Raw genomic sequence first — 19,259 nt, 5'->3', positions numbered from 1 at the left:
ATATATTCTATACCCTGCATATTACGACCGTAAAAATAATCAGAACTTATTATATAAAAAAGATGCTGAATTTCAATATATTTAGAATGTCAAACAAAAAAATAAGAAAGTTCTGATAATGGCACTCATCTACAAAAATATGGTCTATTCCCATTGTGTGGAAGTCCACAGCATCGTCTTTCCGATTATTGATTTTCATACGCAGTTCTTGTAATTTAGCCCCAAGGTTCTGTTTGCGCTTTTCTAACCCCTCCTGCATCTTTCCGCTACGGTAACGCATAGTGGACTGCTCCAAAAATTCAAGGTTACGTTCCACATCGGCAAGCTCTTCCGTGAATATATCTATCATGGTCTCTTCTGACTGCGGTATCTTGGCGAACTGGTCGTGCGTGAGTATGATGCAGTCCCAGTTGTTGTTCTTGATTTTTGAAAAGACCTCTTGCCTGTTGGCAGGGGTAAAATCGTCCTTGCCCGGATAGAGAACTTTGGCCGTAGGGTATGCCTTGCGGAACGTATCGGCGATTTCGTGCACATTGGCTTTCAGCCCGATAATAAGCGGCTTGTGTGCCAATCCGAGACGTTTCATTTCGTAGGCGGCAACACACATTATCATCGTCTTGCCTGTGCCTACCTCGTGCCAACAGATACCGCCTCCGTTCTGCTTAATCATCCAGATAGCATCTTTCTGTGAGGGATAGAGGCTATCGTATGGAAATTGCTCGAAAGAGAGCTGCGGAAAGGTTTGTGCCGAACCGTCATAGTGCGGCCTGACATAGCAGTTGAAACGCTCATTATACACCCTCACCAGCTCGTCCCGAACCTCTATCGGCTGCCTGTCAAGCCAGCGGTTGAAACGGTCTCTAATCTCCTGTATCTTGGTGGCTGCCTCCTGTATGGCTTCCTCGTCCGGTACACGCACCTTATCACCATTGCGGTATATCTCTTTCGTGATTTCAGGTACAGTATCATGCAGGGCATGAACAAACAAATCCCCACCGTCATAGTTACGAACGAAATAGGTGTTGTAAGCCACCGGAGAGTAACTTTGCAGACGTACTATGTAGGTGTCGTTCACATCGAAATACATTACGCTTGTCTCGGTCTCGAAAAGTTCAGTTGCAAAATCGGCATATAACTTAGTGTCAATCCAACGCTCACCCATGTTAATGTCGAGTTCCTCGTAGGGTATCGCTTCGGGTGTCACATCCGCCAAAGCCTTTACAGCAGTTTCCGTCCAATCTTTTTCCCTGTCCGTGAGTTCGGATAAGTAAGAACCTATCTCCTTGCATTTGGCTATGACATTGCCTGAAAGGAACTTGCCTTTGTGCTCCCACTCCCCGATAGCGGGATTGTAAAATATTTCACCTTTGAGGTCGCCGATGATTTCTTCCTCGGCACTATCCGTGGACTGCATCAGGTAGTCCATATCAACCCTGCCGTAGAAATTCAAGCTGCTTGCCAACGCTTCAATCGGTGTCAGCCGTTTGTTCGGGTCTATCTTCTTGAACGCCACAGGTTCACGCATGATGTCGGACTTGACTAAATCTTTTCCAAGCTGCATTTCTATTGTAAAGACTTCCACACCGAGGCTGTCAAGCATGATAAACTCCTTGTTGTCGTTCTCGTGGAAACAGCCCCATTTGGCAACAAAGGCATCGTATCGGGCGTTCAGCTCTCTACGCAATCCGTTATCCTCTTTTTGTTCTTCCCTCTCTTTGATTGACAGTTCAAAGTATGCTTTGCGTATAGGAAAATAGTCTTTCGCCCTATCTGTATTGACCTTACCCTCGTCCACCGGCACAAAATCAATGGCTACCTCTTGATAAAGACTTGATTTTCGATATTGGATAGTACCCACCTGGCCCTCAAACAGTACCATTGCGCCGTCTTTCATCCATGCTTCCACCCCATCCGTGTAGGCTCGTTTACCTTTTTCTACTTGTTTCATCGCTACATTCCCGAAAAGGGACATTTGCATATGTTCGCTGCCCTGTCCGTTCCCTGTGAAAAGACTTTTGCGGAAATATCGGCCAAAGTCGAGTTTCAGCAGTGCGGCGAGATATTGCGACATGGCATTTTCATTTCCCTGCCATTGGTATTTGCGCACATATTTTCCGTATTGGTTCTGCACAATGCGGCTACCTGTTGCAAGGGTGGTTTTCGGCATGGTAAACAATTTGTTGGCGTATTCGGTCATTGTGCCTATGGCGTCCGCCTTTTCCCTGCCTACTTGTAAAAACAGTTGTTCCCGTTGTGAGAGTACCGTCTTGTGCGTGTGCTTTTGGAATATCAGCAGGTCACTGCCTACCTCTATACCGCTTGTCTGCATGAAAAGCATATCGGGCAGACGGATTGCACTTATCAGGTCGGCATGATTTACAAGATATTCACGCACGAACTTGTTACCGGGCGTGTCGGCTATGCCCCTCGATGTGATGAAAGCCAATAACCCACCCTCATTCAACAACTCCATCGCTTTGACAAAAAAGTAGTTGTGTATGGTCTTGGTGGCCTGTTCGTACATACCGCCTTTCTTCCACAGCTCCGCATCGAATACCCGGAAATTGCCAAACGGGATGTTGGAGGCTATGACATCGAAAGTTGTATGCTCAAAACCTTGTTCTCCAATGGTTTCAAATGCAGCCGTCCGTGTTAGCGTGTTCTCATGGAGCAGGGAAAGTATCATCCCCGAAATGAGATCTTTCTCAATGGCATAGTCATACGTGCCGGACATGGCTATGGGCAGAAAACCGCCTATACCTGCACTCGGTTCGAGAAATGAACGCATTTTGAGGCCGTTTTCGCTGAACGTGGCGTGTATCTGCCGCACCACTGTATCAACAAGGAATTTAGGAGTGTAAAATGCTGTCAGTACAGATGCTTTGATACCCTCTATGACATTGTGTCGCATGGGTTCTGTGAAATGAGGGTAAGCATTGATTAACTCCTGCAATCTTTGTATCGGTTCTTGCATATCACCACCTATGGGCTTGTCCGTACCTATATTCAACACTTCTTTGATACCCCCGAAACCAGAATATCGGGATAAAATTTCTTTTTCTTCCGCAGTGGCCTGCCTGCCTTGAACTTGGATTTTCATTGCCGTTTCTATGGCTTCCACGTTCGCTACCAATGATTTCAATTTGTTGTAACTCATAATTTAACCTTTCTTTTTTTCCCTTTTTTCGGCCTGTTTGCGACCTTTGGGATTTATTTTTCTGCCTCCAAAAGGTGGCGGAAACAATCTGACAAGGCTGATGCGGAAAAATACGCTCGACAGACGGAGAGGAAGATTTTTGCGGCTCACTCGCGGCGGAACGCCGGCATTGGCAAGATTGGAGCAGCCTATTACCTTTGCGGGAAAATAAGTCCACGAGAGGTCGCACGGCAGCAGCAAAACGATAATAAATGACAATCAAATAGAAAGGGATGAATAAAACTGTAAAACAGGGGTGTTAAAACAGGGTAACGGACAATCGGAACGGATTGCCCGTACTATAATCGGAGGAAGGTGAACTATAAAGGGAGGTGGAATCGGGTGGATTGGCCCATCTCTTGATAATTGCAGACTATTACTCTCAGAATGACGACTATATTAAATGTCGTAAAAAAATGCAACGGACTATTTTTTTTGTATCATGAGCGTATTATTCAGCAAATTAGTTGTATCTTTGTAATCGCATAGATTTTTTTGAAATGAAAACAGCTATACAGATTGCTAAAATAAGAGCAGTGGTACTCTACATCATGCAGAGTTTCACTCAAGGAGTGGACTATATAAAGTTATTTAAAATACTTTATTTTGCCCAACAGGACCATCTTGTCAAATATGGCAAAGTGATTGTCGAAGACTCTTTCAGAGCATTGAAGCATGGCCCGGTGCCAGCCTATACCTACAAGGCACTGCAAATTGCAGAAGGCAAACCCTTGGATGGGAATTTTGACGAGTTCCTTTCAGACATAGAGGTTCGTGACAAGAAGGTATATACTTCTGCCGTACCCGATATGGACTATATATCAGGTGCCAACAAACGTTGTCTTGACGCTGCTATCGCTAAATATAAGGATACAGACCCTTATGACTTGTCCGATTTGTCGCATGACTCGGCATGGGAAGAAGCGATGACACGCATTCAGGATGATCCTCAAAAAAACTTCATTACCATTATAGATATAGCCCGGGCAGGAAAAGCTACCAAGGACATGGTAGATTATATCCGAGAAAAGCAGATTGTCAAGAACGCTTTATCTTAAATCAAATGGACGACAAAACCGGTGCATTGGAAAAGCTGAAAGCTATAATGGCCAAAGCTGAGCAAGTAGATATGTCATCAGTCAAAATTGGTGACATTATTTATGTCCCCTTGGACGAAGAGGACGGACTGATACTAAAAGACGGATATAAAGACCGCAATAAATATATTGTTATTATCGGCTTTACTCCGGAAGGTGTCGCTATCGGTGCCTTACTGATAAATTCGGAAATAGATTCTTCCAAGAGGTCGGAAGAGCTACTGGACTGCCAATATCCTTTGATGGTTCGGAACTATCGTGATATTCTGGACTATGACAGTTGGCTGGATTGTTCCGATATATTCGAACTTTCAAAATTAAAAATCACGGAAAAGAACGGTAAACTGAAAGGTTGCCTGATTTCCGAAGACAGGGAACGGGTAATGCAGTTTCTAAGAGAGACAGAGGTGTTCGATAATGCAACTAAAAGACGTTATGGCATTATTAAATAATGGCGTTAAATCATAGGGAATGGATAGAATAGGTTTAGATACCAGAATTTCAAGGAAAGAATCGTTTCTATTGGCAAATGACGGTTTGTATTTAGGCAGATTGTCGTTGAACACATCTACTCCTGATTCCATATCCAACAACGAGAATATATACGGTAGTCACTTTTCAAGTATATCTTTCAAGAATCGGTATTCCATATATGGAAGTCCCAGTTCATCATTAAGTCCATACAATCCGAATACATTAACCCCACCAGTTATTTATTTAAGAGGTGAGAAAATCGGTTGTTTGAGTAAAAATGTGAATCTTACAAATCGTGTAGATCCGGACGTGCTTAATGACTGGATGATAAGTCAGCGATTATTTGATTAGTTTTCCATACAGAAAAATACATAAGTTTCCAATCGTAAATTGGGAACTTATGTATTTAGTAGGTCAAATGCTGATGCCGTCCTTTAAAACGACTGGAGTTATCGTTGTAAGTGATAACTTCTTCAGACATCATTAATCTCTACTTTCCAATCTTATACATATTATCACGGGAGTCAAACCGCACGCCGCAAAAAATGTAGTCAGGTGTACGCACTGCCCTTGCCGTGTATATATCCTTGCAGTTGCATTCTTCAAGGTATCCTGCCAAACTATCCACCATAATAGCGCAACTTAACTCCGCTGTTTGATGCTTGAACCGCCTGCCGTTTATTTCGACTAACACATAAGGGGTAAAAAAATCAAACGGACTATTGCTTTCGGGGGATAAGATGCCAATGTCTATCAGTCTGACAGGATTTAACTTTTCGTCCTTTGCCTTGTCGTTGTCCTTTTCAATTTGTTCACGTAGCAAGCGAAGGTAGCAATCTTTCTTCGCTTCAAAAGTATGTATCGACTTAATCCACTCACGAATCCGTTTCTTAAAGTATGCCATACTATTGGAAACAAAGAGCGTTATCCGTCCGTCTATGACAAAACCGTAATCGGTCATACCACTCCATTTACCCATACATTTATGGCGTACAGGCTCCCATGTCTTGCCTCCTACAAGGGCAACAAATTCATCTACTGCTGCTTTCTCTTTCCTTTTCATTGTATATAGTTTTTAAAATTCAGGAATAGTTGCTTTCTCAATCAAAACGTTGTCGGCATAATACTCAATCGCCCCCGTCGTAACACCAATATCCTGACAAACTGTTCTGAGATAGTTTTGATAGTCGTTTCCAGAAAAGTTCTTACCACATAAGTTTTTGAAAATCATCGGAATGGATATATCGTCTGTACTCGATAGTATCACTTTGCCATTCTGCCTAATCTCTGTTTTCATAATGTTATTTTTGTTTTTATTGTTACTATTTCCCTTTGTTCAACCTGTTTGCGACCTTTGGGATTTATTTTTCTGCCTCCAAAAGGTGGCGGAAACAATCTGACAAGGCTGATGCGGGAAAATACGCTCGACAGACGGAGAGGAAGATTTTTGCGGCTCACTCGCGGCGGAACGCCGGCATTGGCAAGATTGGAGCAGCCTATTACCTTTGCGGGAAAATAAGTCCACGAGAGGTCGCACGGCAGCAGCAAAACGATAATAAATGACAATCAAATAGAAAGGGATGAATAAAACTGTAAAACAGGGGTGTTAAAACAGGGTAACGGACAACCGGAACGGATTGCCCGTACTATATCGGAGGAAGGTGAACTATAAAGGGAGGTGGAATCGGATGGATTGGCCCATCTCTTGATAATTGCAGAATGACGACTGTATTAAATCATGGGGAATGAGTAAGTCTTTTTGATAAGGCAGAATGCAGTTCGGAACAGGCAACCAGAAAAACAATGTTTTTTGTTTGCTTATCCGCCAATCTTTCGTTATCTTTGTCAAAATGAAGACAGCAGACGGTACTTTCGGGTACGGTCATTGTCGTGACATGGAAGATTCATACTCAGCTTGGAAACAGGCGGAGATTGATATATATATTTATACGTTCACTGAACGTCTTGGAATAGAAAACTGACACTTATCAAAAAGACAAGATGTATAGCAAAATATTCATACTGTATGTTTATACAGCAAGGGTTTGCTTATCTGCCTTTTAGGTATGGCAGTACCTCTATTCCGGAATAGCGTGGGTTCATGCTGTCCTTTAGGGTGCAAGGTGGACATAATTCTTAAAAACACATTGAATATGAAACAGATTTCCTTGCACGTGTACCAGTCCATCGACGGTTGTCCGGCTCCTTCGGACAAGCATTTTGATGCGGCTGTGGATGCCTCCAGTTGTGTGCTGATTGACGAAGAAACTTACCTGCGTATTTATATGAACCATTTGGGTTGGCCGATTACGGCGAAAGAGACTTTGGTTGTGACGAACGGCGGCATCGACCTGACGGAGAATGAACGAGTGAAGTTTATCCAAGGAGATGCAGTGGCAGAACTGAGACAGATGAAGGAAGACGGCGACGGTATGGTGGTGGCTTACGGTGAGGAAATCGGGGCTTTACTCTTGGATAACGGGCTGGCGGACGAAATCACAGTGACAACCGTTCCGGTACTAATCGGCGGCGGCGAAAAGGCATTGGAATGCGGATTGAATGACGGCAGAGCTTGGATTGTGCGGTCAAATAAGGTGCTGGTGGACGGAAAAATGAGGACGGTGTACGGGAAGGTCTAATATGACAAATAGATATTATAGCAAAAGTGCAGCAACCAATTGCTGCACTTTTATTATAAAAGACGTGCCCTAAACATGCTAAATAGGCGAAAAGTAAGGCAAGTATATTACTTTTTAAGCCGAATACTAAAAAAGGTAGAGAAAGATATAAGGAGGATGGAGCCTCCGAAGATATAAAAATACAGCAACACCAACTAAATCGGCACATAGGTAAAGCCGGGCAATACATCAGAACTAATAGCGTACTTTGCCATATCACGCTATGGCTGACAAAACAGCCTTTACATGAATGGCAAAGGAGTTAACGCTACGGCTCGGAATATGCGAAAACAAGATGGCTGTTATACGATTGAGCTGCCATAGAGATTTAGAACTTTTAGTCCATTCGCTGTAGCCTTACGATAAGTATAAAACGTACCACCCTTGGGGTTGCCGTCATACCAGGCAATAAGAGACGAACTGTGAAAAACCATATAGTCGTTGCGTCGAAGCAAACAGCCATGGTAGTAGTGTTCGCTCAGGATGATAACATCATCCGAGTTACAGAGAATAGTATCATACCGGGCTTTCATCGCATCGTTCCACCGCTCGGATTGTCCGCGATACGGTACTACGGCAATAACTTGCAGACCTGACAATTCGGACTGCAACGCAAGAGCAACTTCTGCCGCCAGCATATCAAACCCCATGGCACAACCACAGTAAAAATGACGATAACCTCCAGCGTATGCCTTGGTTATCGCTGCCTTTAATTGCAGCTTCAGTTGCTTCCTGTATAGGAATGGAATATTGCGGTGTCCACTGAAGCAAACGGACACTGCCTTATCATACTTTGTCTGGGTCATATTATTTCACTTTGTAATGGGTTCTTGCGAGGAATATACCTCCGAGTACATTAGCACCAAGGCTTTCAAGCTGATTGGCATAGGTAGCATAACTCAGCCCTTTGGTTATCACATCATCAAAGACTACCACAGACCTGCCGTTGAAAAAAGCCGAATCAAACTCAATGACGTTTACCTTACGGACTTCTTTCTCTGCCTTACGGTTTTCGTGAATGGTTAGCCTCTCACCACTCACTGATACATAGTCATAACCATTGATAGCTCCCGTCAGTTCGCATACTCTTTGGCAGAATGCTTTGTAACGTATCTCGTTCTTCTTATCGGTGGATGCCGGTACGGGAGAAAATACAATGTTAGTACATGATGTTCCATAACGTTCGGTCATGTTGGCTGCCGTGCGTTGAGCAACCTCTTCGTATGCCCGTCCATCCTTGAAATCAAAGACTAACTTGCGGTCTGCTATCTCACGCTCACTCACATTGCGTATGCGTGCAGGAAAATACTTACAGAACCATGCCTGTGGCTTGTCCAACTGTTTTTGAAGTTCTATGTCTATCGTCTTTGCCATAACTCTGATAATTTTTCTTTTTCCCTCTTTTTGAAGGCTGTTCAGCCTGCTGAGGGATATTTTCTGCCATCAACTGCCGCCCAAGAATACCGATAAGACAAAACGGGGACAAGAAATACGCTCTGACGTGTCAGAGGAAGATTTTTCGTTCCAGCGATAGTGGCGATTTGATGTTTGGTAAAAGGCGGCTTACTTTGCGGAAAATATGACTACAGCAGAGCTAACCGACAAACAGAATATGCTTTCTTACTACAGGCGGTTGTCATATAGACATGTAGAATAGGTGCAAGATTTATAAAAGGAATGGGTGGGCAGTGGAGCGTCTGTGGCTTGCCGGTCCAAACTTCCCGATGAAGTGACCGTACAACTTAGTCTCAAATCTGGCGAAGCGTAAGCCTTGGCAGTTTGTGACCGAGGTGTACGGTCTTTTCATGTTTGGCTTCCGTAAAGAGTCTTTCACTCACCCCATAGCAGCTCTGCTGCCATAAGGTGAGTGAATGTCTCTTGCGGACAAGTCCTGTGACGCTCCGCTGATGGTGTGGGGCGAAGCTATAAAAACAAACAGACGGCATTGCCGGTTACAAAAGAACAGATAGCAGAGGTCGCTGCAAGGACAACAGATTGGCTTGATTGACACTTGTGGCAAATGTGCCATCGTCCTTGCTTTGCCCCAAAGACGGGTACACAGCATATAGCAGACTTGTATGCCATTTGCCGTGTACCGGTCAGGGCGAACATCTTCTATAAAAGTTGAGCATGTACAATTAAAAGAGGAAATTGTATGGGTAAGACTTTATGATATAAAAGTGATATGGCTTATAAATTATCGGTGCTATTTTAGATTAGTGCCACGATTTTGCTAACTTTGCAAGTGAGTGAAAACGAATTTGATATAAATAATGAAGCCACAACCCCCATATCCGATTATGTCGAAATACACCGTAATGTTGTAAATAACCAGATTGAAACGGGCTGCTTCATTCAAATAAAAATACGATGAATGCAAGACTATTGTTCATACTCCTGCTTTTCACAATTGGGGCATTGTGGTATATTATCGGCTACTGGCGACGAAAAGCAGGAGAAGCGGCATTCGCCGCCGCACGGTTGACCGAAAAGAGCGAGGAACGTGAACGTTACTGCCGTCTGGCGGTAATGGCCGGTCATCGGAAAGCCTGCCGTATGTTCTGTCTCTTGCATCCCGAACGGTTTGATGGCCATTCTCCCCATAAGCCGTTCAAGTTACGAGGCATCCGAATCTCCTTTTACGGATATTATTATCCGTCACGATACAATGCGCTGCTCAATGATGAACAGAAGGCTTTCTGCCATTCCATCTACCAGTTCAAACAAGAAGATATACACGGAATCGAGTTCTTTAAAACGTGTATGAATGCCTTGCAACTGAAAAAGAGACCTTACCATATAATGTTCATGCCGTGTAGCAACTGGATAAAATACGGTCAACGGTTCAAACGGCTCGACTGGTACATCGGAAAGCACCGACAGGATTTAACTTCAGGACTGTACGACGTTGATATTTGCGATGCACGAGAAAGCCTGCATGAGGCCAAAGGTGGAGAGAAGCGTATCCTCGAACGAAACTACCTCATTACCGGAAAAATCAAAGGGAAAGAGATTATCATCATAGATGATGTGCTGACAACCGGGCAAAGCGTGGTGGATTACAAGGAAGAGATAGAACGGTGCGGTGGCAAAGTAGTGGCGGCTATCTTCTATGGCAAGACGCTCTCCATGCCTTCGATGCTCCTTGTACAAATACACGTCTGGGGCAACCATATTGCCCATATTATTGAACGGATGACAAAGTAACCGGAACGTTTTCAGCCCTTTTCACTTCTCTTTTACAAACCTGCCAATGCTGATATACACTCCTGCCGGATGGATTGGATATAATCGAATATAAGCGAGGGGCTGATACTCCTGCCATTGAGTTTGCAGGTGATATGCAGGTGTTCGCCAGTGCTGCGTCCTGTGGAGCCGGTAATGCCAACCACATCACGAGGATGAACTATTGCCCCTTTGACGATAAGAATTTTAGAGAGATGACAATAACTGACGGTGTACCTACCATGCCGCAAGGTTACATACTTGCCGGAAGTCTTGTCCTGTCCGACCTTCACGACCACACCCTCCATCATGGCCATCACCTTGTCGCCACGTGCGCGCAAGTCCAGTCCGCCATGAAATTTACTCTTTCCCGTAAACGGGTCCTTACGGTAGCCATAAGGCGAAGTGACCTTGATATAACGTAACGGGTAACTTACACTCAAGTAACGATCCATCCACTTTTTCTTATCCATATCTGCGGATACCGGGATACCTGTTGAAACTTCCTGTACGGAAATCTCGCTTTCGGATGCCGGTTCCGCTTGGTCTAACCCCATATCCAATACCTCCATCTTGTAGCGTGTTGGGGTAACGGCAACGGTATTGAATTGTACTTTGGCTGGCGTGATACATAATGAGACACCCGTCATCATCAATAATAAAATCTTTCTCATGGCAGCAAAGTTAGCACGCTCTTCTTATGGTCTGTCCATTGCCGACTGTTTTTTCTCCAAATATAACTATTTAATCAATTTTGAATATGATTATTTGCGAAAAATCATATTCAAAACATTAAAAATACCACTTTATAATCACTTATAAAGAAATGTTTTAGTCATCAGATAAGAAATCGCTCTATATTTGCTGAGTATAATTTTATAACATCGTTCAGAATATGAAAAAAGAACAATTTGAGTTCAACGAACTGCCTTATCCGACATTGGCCCGCTTTGGGCTTACCCAAGAAATGATTGAAGATTTGCCCCTGTGTATCCTGAAAGAAATCGGGAAAGGCGGCTACTCGCCGGTACTGCCCATGCGTGTCACTAACGAGAATGGCGAAGTAATCGAGAGTCGCAGTCGGTTTGCCTTTATCCGTATGGATAGCGGCGAGGTGGATGTGGTCTTTTATCCCACACTAAAGTCGTCACCACTGGAATGCTACAACGAGGAGCAGCAAAAACAGTTGCTTGACGGCAAATCCATCATTGCAGACGTGGCTATGGCGGACGGACGACGCAGTAAAGCTTTCGTGCAAATCGACGAGGAAACAAAACAGGTGATGTATGTTCCGACACCCATCATCGCCCGTAACCTGAAAGTGCTGGCAGAGGTAATGCACTTAGGTACAGTAGAAGTAAACGGAATGCAGCATGGTGAGCCTCTGACGGTGGCAGTGGATGGTGAACCTGTCACGGTAGGCATCGACCTTCACAACAAGACGGGCATCCGTTTCTGCGCAGGTGACGCGCAGAAATGGAAAGAACAACCCAAGCGTGAATGGGATAAGTACACCTTCGGTTGCTACGGTTGCTGGGTGATGGATGATGACGGCAATCTCGACTACGTTCCAGAGGAGGAATACACCGAAGAACTGTGGAACGAACAGAAGAAAAGCGGTGAGCGTAACCGAATGGCAGGTATTCACAAATAAAACCTATTTAATATAAGCGTATGGCACAACAGAAATATTATCCCGAAGAGATTCTCGTCGAGAAGATGCAGAGCAGCGAATACGGCTGGCTCGATTACATCAATCATTTTTCTGCCGAGTGGCAGGAGGAGTACGCCCATTACTGTGAGGAAAAAGGACTCACGGTCTGCGAAGATTCTGCCGCCGGGTTTGTCCGTTTCAAAGACGAACAATTGGAAGCGGCTATGAAATACGGCAACGCATAACAAGTAACCATCATAACATCAGACTATGACGATACGAACAAACACTAATCCTCGGCAGATGGACTTGCAACCCGAAATGCGCAATCTACTGATGCGTAACGGACTTCAAGCCCATGTCGCATTTGACGGAGGCGGCTACCGGCTGATTGTGCAAGGGCATGATTCACCGTTATTGGTCTATCCTATAACAGAACGACAGATGTTGGCTCTGACGGACTGGGGAACGAATACGGCCAACAAGAAAGCCTACAACATACTCACGAGTATCATAGGAAAAGATTTCTATATGCCGAAAAATTTCGTCCATGCCCGTAATGCCAACGGTCGCGTGGCGATGGGGCTACATGGCTACCGCATCGGTATTGGTGAGTACGGACACATGGGGCGACTGGGTATGCCCCCTCCATTCCTTGGTTGGACACCACGCGAACAGTGGGGTTTCCACCTACGCAGAGTTGGTGGGCAGCTTTTCTTTCCGGGGCCATCCATCGTACCCGAACGCCCAGACGGGCGCATGAAGCCCGGCGAACTGCAATCGGGTGGCTACGGCTTTTACTACAAAGGCGGTCAACAGGAGCAACCCATTGTACAGCAAGATGTATTGAAGAACTTGCAGGAGGTCATTACACCGCTTGTCAGCCGTCCGCGCAGCAAGGAACCGGCACAAGCATACAAGGAGTTGATTGCTTCACCAGTCTATTTTTCCAACGAGAAATGGTCGGAGTGCCTTACTTCGCACGGTCTTATCGTGGATATGGAACGGAGGACACTGACCGTACAATCGGAAAGTGTCAATGTCGATATGGTCTATGACCTGACGGAAGAAGAAGTGAAAAAACTGGCTACCGCATCCATCGAGGAACAACCTGTAGAGAAACGGCTGGATCTGCTGAACGGCATTATCGGAGCGGACTTTGCCGATAAAGTAACGATGGAACAGCTCAACAGCGAACAACGCATCAGTATCGGCCTGCATCCCGAAGTGCGGCATGAACTGGAAGAACGGCAGCGGCAGGAACAAGAATTATTCATGCAGCAAGAAACTCCGATGCGGCAGGAATACATACAGGGCAGTATCGGTGCAGCCGTGGACGGTCGTGACCTGCAACTACTCAACGAAAGCAAAGGCTGGTATCGTGAGGAGAAACATGGCCGGGAAGTAGAGGTCAGTGACATTGCCGTGCAACCGGCACAGACGGAGGGTAAATACAAGATGTCCGCTGTTATTGACGGACAGGTCATCAGCCACGAAATCAGCCAGAAAGACTACGACAAGTTTCTTGCTGTGGATGATTACCACCGGATGAAACTTTTTTCGAAGATTTTCAACGAGGTGGATATGAAGACACGTCCTGAAGCGAACAAGGGGCTTGGCGTGAAGATATTCGCTGCCCTTACCGCCGGTGCTGTGGTGGCATCGGAAGTCGCACATGGCTTCCATCACCACCACTCTCCGGAGTTCTATGGCGAACGTTTCAGCGGACCGCCACATCCATACTTCAAGCCCGGCGTAGATACACCGAGAGATGTGGCCATCCGTAATTTCGAGGCACAGATGAATCAAGATATTAATGAAATGAGAAGAGGGAGGTAAACCTATGAGAGACGGAGACCTTACATACGATGACTTTCTGCAACGACTAAACATCCAGGACGTATTGATTGACGCAGGGTATCACCTGAACCGTCGTGACGGTCTGCGCTATCCCTCGTATGTTCGTTTGGACAGCGACGGCAGACGTATCCGTGGTGACAAATTTATTGTGACACAACAAGGAAAATGCTGTTTCCACGCACAACAACAGAAAGTTTATAACATCATTTCCTTCATCAAGGAGCATCCGCACTTTTTCACGGAGTACCATGCGGGTATGTCTCCAGACAGACTGGTGAATCTTGTCTGTAACAGATTACTGAACATTCCTGTCACTGAACGGAAAACCCGAATAGTGAACCCTAAACGAGATGTAAAGCCATTTGACATAGCGGATTACGACATTCATAAGTTCAATCCGCAGAATCGGGAAACGCAGAAAAAATTTTATCCTTATTTTAAAAGCCGAGGTATCGACCTTTATACACAATATGCCTTCCATCGGCATTTTTATCTGGCTACGAAACATCGGGAGGACGGTGCGACCTACACGAACCTGTCCTTTCCACTAACCCTGCCCAAAGGCGACGGAGCGATTGTGGGACTTGAAGAACGAGGACGTGCCCGTATGGACGGGAGCGGCAGCTACAAAGGCAAAGCCGCAGGGAGCAATTCAAGCGAGGGACTGTGGATTGCCAGCCCTGCCCGCACTTCTCTCACCTCCGCCAAACATATCTATTGGTTCGAAAGTGCTTATGATGCGATGGCATATTACCAACTTCATCAGGCACAGAACAAGGATCTGCGAAAGGCGGTATTCATCTCTACCGGAGGGGCACCGAGCCAGCAGCAATTCAAAGGAGCGATAAAAGCAACTCCCCATGCCTCACATCATCTTTGCTTCGATCATGACCGTGCCGGACAAGTCTATGCTATCCACTTTGCTCTCACTCATGCAGGCTGGAACTTCTCCACCTGTCTGTCACAAACCGGCAGACTGATTGTACAGAACAACAGCGAAGACTATTCACAGTATGAAATAGAACTTGAACCATTCAATTTTGAAAAGATTACAGCCATACTGGGTATAAATGATGCAAAACAAAATTTGAAGAATGGGGAGCGTGACGACATGGGAATTGGTGACGGCTATCTACAGGAAATGAGAATGGTTTGTATGGATGAGTACGAAATGGCTCGTGACGAAGGTTCTGCCAGTGAGGAAGAATTAGAGAAAATGAGAAGCAATCTGGAAGCCATCGAAAAAGCGATTGATGCTTCCATTTCCGGTCCGGAAGCTACAGGATGCATCTTGTATGAATCTGCCGCAGAGGGTTATAAGGATTGGAACGACCAGCTACTCGGCAAACGGATAAAACCAGAGAAGGACAACCTTGACGATTGGGAAATCAGCGGTAAAGCCACGCTGAATCATGCCTTGTCCGATTTGCCCGAAGTCAATCCGGAACATATCCGAAACGGATTATACGACGAAGCAGACCATGAGGCTGTGCGAAAGCGTCTTGAACGTGCGGACAGAGTAATATTCTCCTTTGAAACCAATGACCAGGGAATGTCAGATAAGGGTTTTCAGGAAATGTACAAGATACGGGAAGAACTTGCCCGGTTGGAAGTGGATATAACCAATTCTCTTTCCGGAATGAGAGAAGACTTTCATTCCCGTTTTCACCGATAATCCATAAAACCTATGCAGAGAACTTGTCACAAAACCATTGTCATCCATCCACATACCGGGCAATTTGTCATCAACGAGCTGCCCACTCTCGTGCTGTGCGGCACTGTATGGGTGTACGGAGGCATGGAAGGGCTGCCATTGACAGCTATTGCCACAGTAATTGCCTTGATACTCTCGTTACTGTTACTCTACCGTTATCTCTACCTGCGGCGAATCCGTTATTGCATCGGCACGGAACAACTTGTCAGTGAATACGGTATTATCCGTCGCAAAGTGGATTATATGGAGCTATATCGTATCGTGGATTTTCAAGAGCACCAAAGCCTGCTGCAACAATTTTGTGGGCTGAAAACCGTACGTATCCTTTCAATGGACAGAAACACGCCCCGTCTTGACCTGATCGGTATCTTCCATAGGGACGACCTCGTGTCAATTATCCGTGAACGGGTAGAAACTAACAAACGAAAAAAGGGAATATATGAAATCACGAATCATTAGTCTGGGGCTGGTTGCCTCGCTGGTATGCCTGCTTCCACAGGTGGCAGAAGCCCAAATTGCGGCTTCCAATCCGTTGGAATGGACTGCATTGGCCGAAGGTAACGAACTGATAAACGGGCAGATTGAAAAACAAATAAAGGGACAGACACAAACAGCCTTGCTCCAAAACAGCATCGCTACCGAGTTCAACCAAATCCACAAGTGGGAGAAGCAGTACAACAGTTACCTCAAGACAGCAAGCGGTTACGCTTCATCACTGAAAGCCTGTACGCATCTCTACAATGACGGTGTGCGGATTTTCCTCACGCTGGGAAAATTAGGCAGGGCCATCCAAAACAATCCGCAGGGCATTGTGGCCAGTATGAACATGAACAACCTCTATATAGAAACAGCAACGGAACTTGTCTCTGTTTTTACATTGCTGAATGACGCTGTGGCCAAAGGTAGCAACGAAAACATGCTTACGGGGGCAGAACGCAGCAAGACGCTATGGGCGTTGAACGACCAACTATCGGATTTTAGCCGGAAGTTGCATCTGCTCTATTTGAGCATACGGTACTATACTTTCAATGATGTGTGGAACAACGTAACGGCAGGAATGCTTGACCGTGACAACGGTGAGGCAGCTCGTATGGCTCTGTCCCATTGGCACAGGGCGGCAGCTCTCGTCCGATAAAATATATCAGTTATGAAATGGACAATTTGGATAAGTATATTACTGCTGTGTCTTACCGGTATCGGTGAGGTACAAGCGCAGAATGACCCTGTACTGGCCGGAATGATTGCAGTATATACCGAAAAGGCAGAGAAGGAGCTGAAGAATCAGGAAAAGGTCATGCTGATGCAGACCACCGGACATATTTGGACAAAAGAAGAAGTGCAGGCGACAACAGACCTGCAACGAGAGTTTAATAATTATCTAAACTCTTTCCGGTCAATAGTCTGCTATGCGGCGCAAACTTATGGGTTCTATTATGAGGTATCGAGGCTGACAGACAATATGGGCGACTTCACCAAACAATTGAAGCGAAGTCCAGCCAATACGCTTGCCGTAGCCCTATCCACACAGCGCAACAAGATTTATAGGGAACTGATGATGAACAGCGTGGAAATTGTGAACGATATACGCACAGCGTGCCTTTCGGAGAACAAGATGACGGAAAAAGAGCGTATGGAAATTGTCTTTGGCATCCGTCCAAAGCTCAAAACAATGAACACAAAGCTGCAACGACTGACCAAAGCGGTAAAGTACACGACAATGGGCGACATTTGGCGGGAAATCGACGAGGGTGCACATCCCGAAGCCGATAAACGTAGTATCGTGGACGCAGCCAAGCGACGTTGGCGACAGATTGGAAAGAATGTAAGACCTTAAAAATGTAATGATATGGGAATTTGGGATTCAATATTAAAATATGGCGGCAAAGCAGCAAAAGCTACCGGAAGAAGTATGGGACATGCTGCACTGCATCCTTCACAAACCTTACGGGGCACAGGACAAGCCGTCAAGACCGCAGCCATCGGCGGTGCAGTCGGTTATGTGGGTTGGGAGAAACTAACCACAGATAAGAGCGTGGTACATATCGTAAGCGATGCGGTCATAGGGAAATCGGCTACGGATACCCTTGCAGATGCAGCGGACGGTGTGCGAGAACTGACAAGCAAAGCCGGAGAAGCAGTCGGTTCCGTCAGCGGTACGGTAGCCGGCATAGACTCAAAACTGGGTGGAGTATCGAATTTTCTACGGCAAGTCTCCAATGGCGGAGTTTCCGATATGTTCGGTAACTTTTTCCGTAATCTCGGACAGGGTAACGTGTCGGGATTGAGTATAGCGGGACTGGTCGCAGCAGCATTTCTTATATTCGGACGCTTCGGCTGGCTGGGCAAGATTGCCGGTGCATTTCTCGGCATGATGCTTATCGGCAACAATGCCGGTATTTTCCGCACACCTGATACGAGAAGCATACAACGAATACAGACACCCGCTCTTCCCGTTGAAGAACAGACGAATAGCGGAGGGATGAAAAGATAAGAATAAGAATACGAATCAAATATAATCACATAATGAAATATACAGAAGAAATGATCCTGCAATCCGAAAGTGGATACTGTATGCCTTTTGAAGAACGGAAGGGCAAGGATGTGAAACTATCGCTCGGCTACGGCGAACAAACCGATCCGACAACGGGAAAAACATATTTTCATCATGGCATCGACTTCGATGTACGGTGCTACACGCTGGCGGCTGTCGCCAGCGGTATCGTGTCAGGTATAGGCAATGACCCTATACTCGGCATCTGCCAAACTATACGCTATGGGGAGTATGAAGTGACCTATGGGCATTTGTCAAATGTCTTCGCCCAGTTCGGACAGCGTGTCAAGGCCGGACAGACTGTAGCTTTAAGCGGTGACAAGCTGCATATCGGGATACGCTTCAAGGGTGAGGAACTGAATCCGCTGGAATTTCTAACCATGCTGTATGGGAATATCCAAGCATTGTGTCATGCTGATGGAGGCGAAGCGGCAACATCTCCCAACATGGAGATGGCACTGACCACCGATTACGAGCAGGACAGACAGGAAATAGAGGAATTGATGCTACGTTTCCTGCCCTACTACATGGAAGACTTACAGCGTGGTGCATACCGACTTCCTCCACATACGGAGCAGTCACTCCGCCATGTCTTTACAATGGGAGCAGTCAAAGAATATTTCTATGAAAATATGCCAAGTATATCCAACCCACTCGGACTGGGACATAAAGCAATGCCGCTTGCTTGTAAGGTGCAGAACCTACTCATTGCGGACTTCCTGCATTACCTTGCCCTACGGCATGGCGTGTACTTATCGACGATGGGCGATGATGTAAAAAAAAACTCTACGACGAAGCCCTGACCCATAG

22 protein-coding genes and 1 pseudogene are annotated in these 19,259 nt (G+C 45.7%); 16 read left to right on the top strand and 7 right to left on the bottom strand.

Annotated elements, in window-relative coordinates; translation table 11 throughout:
* Positions 1 to 49 precede the first annotated feature (49 nt).
* Complete coding sequence (locus tag NBH01_RS14530) at positions 50 to 3,157, bottom strand: helicase-like domain-containing protein (RefSeq protein ID WP_009017579.1); 3,108 nt, start codon at positions 3,155 to 3,157, stop codon at positions 50 to 52.
* A gap of 539 nt (positions 3,158 to 3,696) precedes the next feature.
* Here NBH01_RS14530 and NBH01_RS14525 point away from each other — a divergent pair.
* From NBH01_RS14525 to NBH01_RS26680, 3 genes are read left to right on the top strand one after another with little or no spacing between them, the layout of a single operon-like run.
* Positions 3,697 to 4,254: a Panacea domain-containing protein gene (locus tag NBH01_RS14525; RefSeq protein WP_004308669.1), complete on the top strand. Its 558-nt coding sequence runs from the start codon at positions 3,697 to 3,699 to the stop codon at positions 4,252 to 4,254.
* A gap of 5 nt (positions 4,255 to 4,259) precedes the next feature.
* Positions 4,260 to 4,745: a hypothetical protein gene (locus NBH01_RS14520; protein WP_004308670.1), complete on the top strand. Its 486-nt coding sequence runs from the start codon at positions 4,260 to 4,262 to the stop codon at positions 4,743 to 4,745.
* A 19-nt stretch (positions 4,746 to 4,764) separates the two neighbouring features.
* Positions 4,765 to 5,118 carry a hypothetical protein gene (locus tag NBH01_RS26680; RefSeq protein WP_004323416.1) on the top strand — a complete coding sequence of 118 codons (354 nt, stop codon included), beginning with the start codon at positions 4,765 to 4,767 and terminating at the stop codon, positions 5,116 to 5,118.
* Positions 5,119 to 5,257: 139 nt separating this feature from the next.
* Here NBH01_RS26680 and NBH01_RS14515 read toward each other — a convergent pair whose 3' ends face one another.
* Together NBH01_RS14515 and NBH01_RS14510 are read right to left on the bottom strand one after the other, a co-directional pair.
* Entirely contained in the window at positions 5,258 to 5,830 is a 573-nt protein-coding gene (locus tag NBH01_RS14515; RefSeq protein ID WP_007218123.1) for a hypothetical protein, read from the bottom strand.
* 12 nt (positions 5,831 to 5,842) lie between these two features.
* Positions 5,843 to 6,064: a DUF7688 family protein gene (locus NBH01_RS14510; protein WP_005777269.1), complete on the bottom strand. Its 222-nt coding sequence runs from the start codon at positions 6,062 to 6,064 to the stop codon at positions 5,843 to 5,845.
* A 57-nt stretch (positions 6,065 to 6,121) separates the two neighbouring features.
* Between NBH01_RS14510 and NBH01_RS14505 the strand changes: the two genes are divergently transcribed.
* From NBH01_RS14505 to NBH01_RS14495, 3 genes and pseudogenes are all read left to right on the top strand, one after another.
* On the top strand, positions 6,122 to 6,286 hold the full coding sequence (locus NBH01_RS14505; RefSeq protein ID WP_187325359.1) for a hypothetical protein: 165 nt from the start codon (positions 6,122 to 6,124) through the stop codon (positions 6,284 to 6,286).
* A gap of 253 nt (positions 6,287 to 6,539) precedes the next feature.
* Positions 6,540 to 6,741, top strand: a pseudogene (locus NBH01_RS14500) (hypothetical protein).
* 179 nt (positions 6,742 to 6,920) lie between these two features.
* Entirely contained in the window at positions 6,921 to 7,406 is a 486-nt protein-coding gene (locus NBH01_RS14495) for a dihydrofolate reductase family protein (protein ID WP_004308674.1), read from the top strand.
* A 341-nt stretch (positions 7,407 to 7,747) separates the two neighbouring features.
* Here the strand turns inward: NBH01_RS14495 and NBH01_RS14490 are convergent, their stop codons facing one another.
* From NBH01_RS14490 to NBH01_RS14480, 3 genes are all read right to left on the bottom strand, one after another.
* Positions 7,748 to 8,251 carry an SLOG family protein gene (locus NBH01_RS14490; RefSeq protein WP_004313628.1) on the bottom strand — a complete coding sequence of 168 codons (504 nt, stop codon included), beginning with the start codon at positions 8,249 to 8,251 and terminating at the stop codon, positions 7,748 to 7,750.
* A 1-nt stretch (position 8,252) separates the two neighbouring features.
* Positions 8,253 to 8,819 (bottom strand): type I phosphoribosyltransferase, encoded by a 567-nt coding sequence (locus NBH01_RS14485; RefSeq protein ID WP_009017575.1) that lies wholly within the window; start codon positions 8,817 to 8,819, stop codon positions 8,253 to 8,255.
* A 460-nt stretch (positions 8,820 to 9,279) separates the two neighbouring features.
* Positions 9,280 to 9,510, bottom strand: a complete 231-nt coding sequence (locus NBH01_RS14480) for a hypothetical protein (protein WP_009017574.1) — start codon at positions 9,508 to 9,510, stop codon at positions 9,280 to 9,282.
* A gap of 305 nt (positions 9,511 to 9,815) precedes the next feature.
* Between NBH01_RS14480 and NBH01_RS14475 the strand changes: the two genes are divergently transcribed.
* Complete coding sequence (locus NBH01_RS14475) at positions 9,816 to 10,652, top strand: phosphoribosyltransferase family protein (RefSeq protein ID WP_250700165.1); 837 nt, start codon at positions 9,816 to 9,818, stop codon at positions 10,650 to 10,652.
* 32 nt (positions 10,653 to 10,684) lie between these two features.
* Here the strand turns inward: NBH01_RS14475 and NBH01_RS14470 are convergent, their stop codons facing one another.
* Positions 10,685 to 11,344, bottom strand: coding sequence for a M23 family metallopeptidase (locus NBH01_RS14470; RefSeq protein ID WP_250700164.1), 660 nt, complete (start codon positions 11,342 to 11,344; stop codon positions 10,685 to 10,687).
* A 221-nt stretch (positions 11,345 to 11,565) separates the two neighbouring features.
* On the opposite strand from NBH01_RS14470, the gene NBH01_RS14465 reads away from it, so the two are divergent.
* The 9 genes from NBH01_RS14465 to NBH01_RS14425 are packed head-to-tail and all read left to right on the top strand — an operon-like array spanning position 11,566 to position 19,252.
* Positions 11,566 to 12,324, top strand: a complete 759-nt coding sequence (locus NBH01_RS14465) for a DUF4099 domain-containing protein (protein ID WP_007218117.1) — start codon at positions 11,566 to 11,568, stop codon at positions 12,322 to 12,324.
* A 20-nt stretch (positions 12,325 to 12,344) separates the two neighbouring features.
* Positions 12,345 to 12,569, top strand: a complete 225-nt coding sequence (locus tag NBH01_RS14460) for a hypothetical protein (protein ID WP_009017571.1) — start codon at positions 12,345 to 12,347, stop codon at positions 12,567 to 12,569.
* Positions 12,570 to 12,594: 25 nt separating this feature from the next.
* The gene (locus NBH01_RS14455; protein WP_009017570.1) at positions 12,595 to 14,163 is read left to right on the top strand and encodes a hypothetical protein; all 1,569 of its coding nucleotides are present in this window, start codon (positions 12,595 to 12,597) and stop codon (positions 14,161 to 14,163) included.
* A gap of 4 nt (positions 14,164 to 14,167) precedes the next feature.
* Positions 14,168 to 15,859: a toprim domain-containing protein gene (locus NBH01_RS14450; protein ID WP_005777245.1), complete on the top strand. Its 1,692-nt coding sequence runs from the start codon at positions 14,168 to 14,170 to the stop codon at positions 15,857 to 15,859.
* Positions 15,860 to 15,871: 12 nt separating this feature from the next.
* Positions 15,872 to 16,357, top strand: a complete 486-nt coding sequence (locus NBH01_RS14445; protein WP_004313632.1) for a PH domain-containing protein — start codon at positions 15,872 to 15,874, stop codon at positions 16,355 to 16,357.
* Complete coding sequence (locus tag NBH01_RS14440; RefSeq protein WP_009017569.1) at positions 16,338 to 17,033, top strand: hypothetical protein; 696 nt, start codon at positions 16,338 to 16,340, stop codon at positions 17,031 to 17,033. The genes NBH01_RS14445 and NBH01_RS14440 overlap by 20 nt, the downstream gene beginning before the upstream one ends.
* A 12-nt stretch (positions 17,034 to 17,045) precedes the next feature.
* The gene (locus NBH01_RS14435; RefSeq protein ID WP_004323423.1) at positions 17,046 to 17,732 is read left to right on the top strand and encodes a hypothetical protein; all 687 of its coding nucleotides are present in this window, start codon (positions 17,046 to 17,048) and stop codon (positions 17,730 to 17,732) included.
* 12 nt (positions 17,733 to 17,744) lie between these two features.
* Entirely contained in the window at positions 17,745 to 18,389 is a 645-nt protein-coding gene (locus tag NBH01_RS14430; protein WP_004308686.1) for a hypothetical protein, read from the top strand.
* A 32-nt stretch (positions 18,390 to 18,421) separates the two neighbouring features.
* Positions 18,422 to 19,252, top strand: a complete 831-nt coding sequence (locus NBH01_RS14425; RefSeq protein ID WP_004313633.1) for a M23 family metallopeptidase — start codon at positions 18,422 to 18,424, stop codon at positions 19,250 to 19,252.
* Positions 19,253 to 19,259 lie beyond the last annotated feature (7 nt).

Source organism: Bacteroides sp. B1-V-101, from assembly GCF_023656585.1.
GTDB classification, from domain to species: domain Bacteria; phylum Bacteroidota; class Bacteroidia; order Bacteroidales; family Bacteroidaceae; genus Bacteroides; species Bacteroides thetaiotaomicron.
The sequence above is the reverse complement of the archived record's forward strand: the minus strand, read 5'-3'. Positions and strand labels throughout refer to the sequence as shown.

Bases quoted from the DNA above. Each gene is read 5' to 3' on its own strand.
- NBH01_RS14530 (WP_009017579.1), bottom strand. From the start codon at position 3,157: ATGAGTTACAACAAATTGAAATCATTGGTAGCGAACGTGGAAGCCATA.
- NBH01_RS14525 (WP_004308669.1), top strand. From the start codon at position 3,697: ATGAAAACAGCTATACAGATTGCTAAAATAAGAGCAGTGGTACTCTAC.
- NBH01_RS14520 (WP_004308670.1), top strand. From the start codon at position 4,260: ATGGACGACAAAACCGGTGCATTGGAAAAGCTGAAAGCTATAATGGCC.
- NBH01_RS26680 (WP_004323416.1), top strand. From the start codon at position 4,765: ATGGATAGAATAGGTTTAGATACCAGAATTTCAAGGAAAGAATCGTTT.
- NBH01_RS14515 (WP_007218123.1), bottom strand. From the start codon at position 5,830: ATGAAAAGGAAAGAGAAAGCAGCAGTAGATGAATTTGTTGCCCTTGTA.
- NBH01_RS14510 (WP_005777269.1), bottom strand. From the start codon at position 6,064: ATGAAAACAGAGATTAGGCAGAATGGCAAAGTGATACTATCGAGTACA.
- NBH01_RS14495 (WP_004308674.1), top strand. From the start codon at position 6,921: ATGAAACAGATTTCCTTGCACGTGTACCAGTCCATCGACGGTTGTCCG.
- NBH01_RS14490 (WP_004313628.1), bottom strand. From the start codon at position 8,251: ATGACCCAGACAAAGTATGATAAGGCAGTGTCCGTTTGCTTCAGTGGA.
- NBH01_RS14485 (WP_009017575.1), bottom strand. From the start codon at position 8,819: ATGGCAAAGACGATAGACATAGAACTTCAAAAACAGTTGGACAAGCCA.
- NBH01_RS14480 (WP_009017574.1), bottom strand. From the start codon at position 9,510: ATGCTGTGTACCCGTCTTTGGGGCAAAGCAAGGACGATGGCACATTTG.
- NBH01_RS14475 (WP_250700165.1), top strand. From the start codon at position 9,816: ATGAATGCAAGACTATTGTTCATACTCCTGCTTTTCACAATTGGGGCA.
- NBH01_RS14470 (WP_250700164.1), bottom strand. From the start codon at position 11,344: ATGAGAAAGATTTTATTATTGATGATGACGGGTGTCTCATTATGTATC.
- NBH01_RS14465 (WP_007218117.1), top strand. From the start codon at position 11,566: ATGAAAAAAGAACAATTTGAGTTCAACGAACTGCCTTATCCGACATTG.
- NBH01_RS14460 (WP_009017571.1), top strand. From the start codon at position 12,345: ATGGCACAACAGAAATATTATCCCGAAGAGATTCTCGTCGAGAAGATG.
- NBH01_RS14455 (WP_009017570.1), top strand. From the start codon at position 12,595: ATGACGATACGAACAAACACTAATCCTCGGCAGATGGACTTGCAACCC.
- NBH01_RS14450 (WP_005777245.1), top strand. From the start codon at position 14,168: ATGAGAGACGGAGACCTTACATACGATGACTTTCTGCAACGACTAAAC.
- NBH01_RS14445 (WP_004313632.1), top strand. From the start codon at position 15,872: ATGCAGAGAACTTGTCACAAAACCATTGTCATCCATCCACATACCGGG.
- NBH01_RS14440 (WP_009017569.1), top strand. From the start codon at position 16,338: ATGAAATCACGAATCATTAGTCTGGGGCTGGTTGCCTCGCTGGTATGC.
- NBH01_RS14435 (WP_004323423.1), top strand. From the start codon at position 17,046: ATGAAATGGACAATTTGGATAAGTATATTACTGCTGTGTCTTACCGGT.
- NBH01_RS14430 (WP_004308686.1), top strand. From the start codon at position 17,745: ATGGGAATTTGGGATTCAATATTAAAATATGGCGGCAAAGCAGCAAAA.
- NBH01_RS14425 (WP_004313633.1), top strand. From the start codon at position 18,422: ATGAAATATACAGAAGAAATGATCCTGCAATCCGAAAGTGGATACTGT.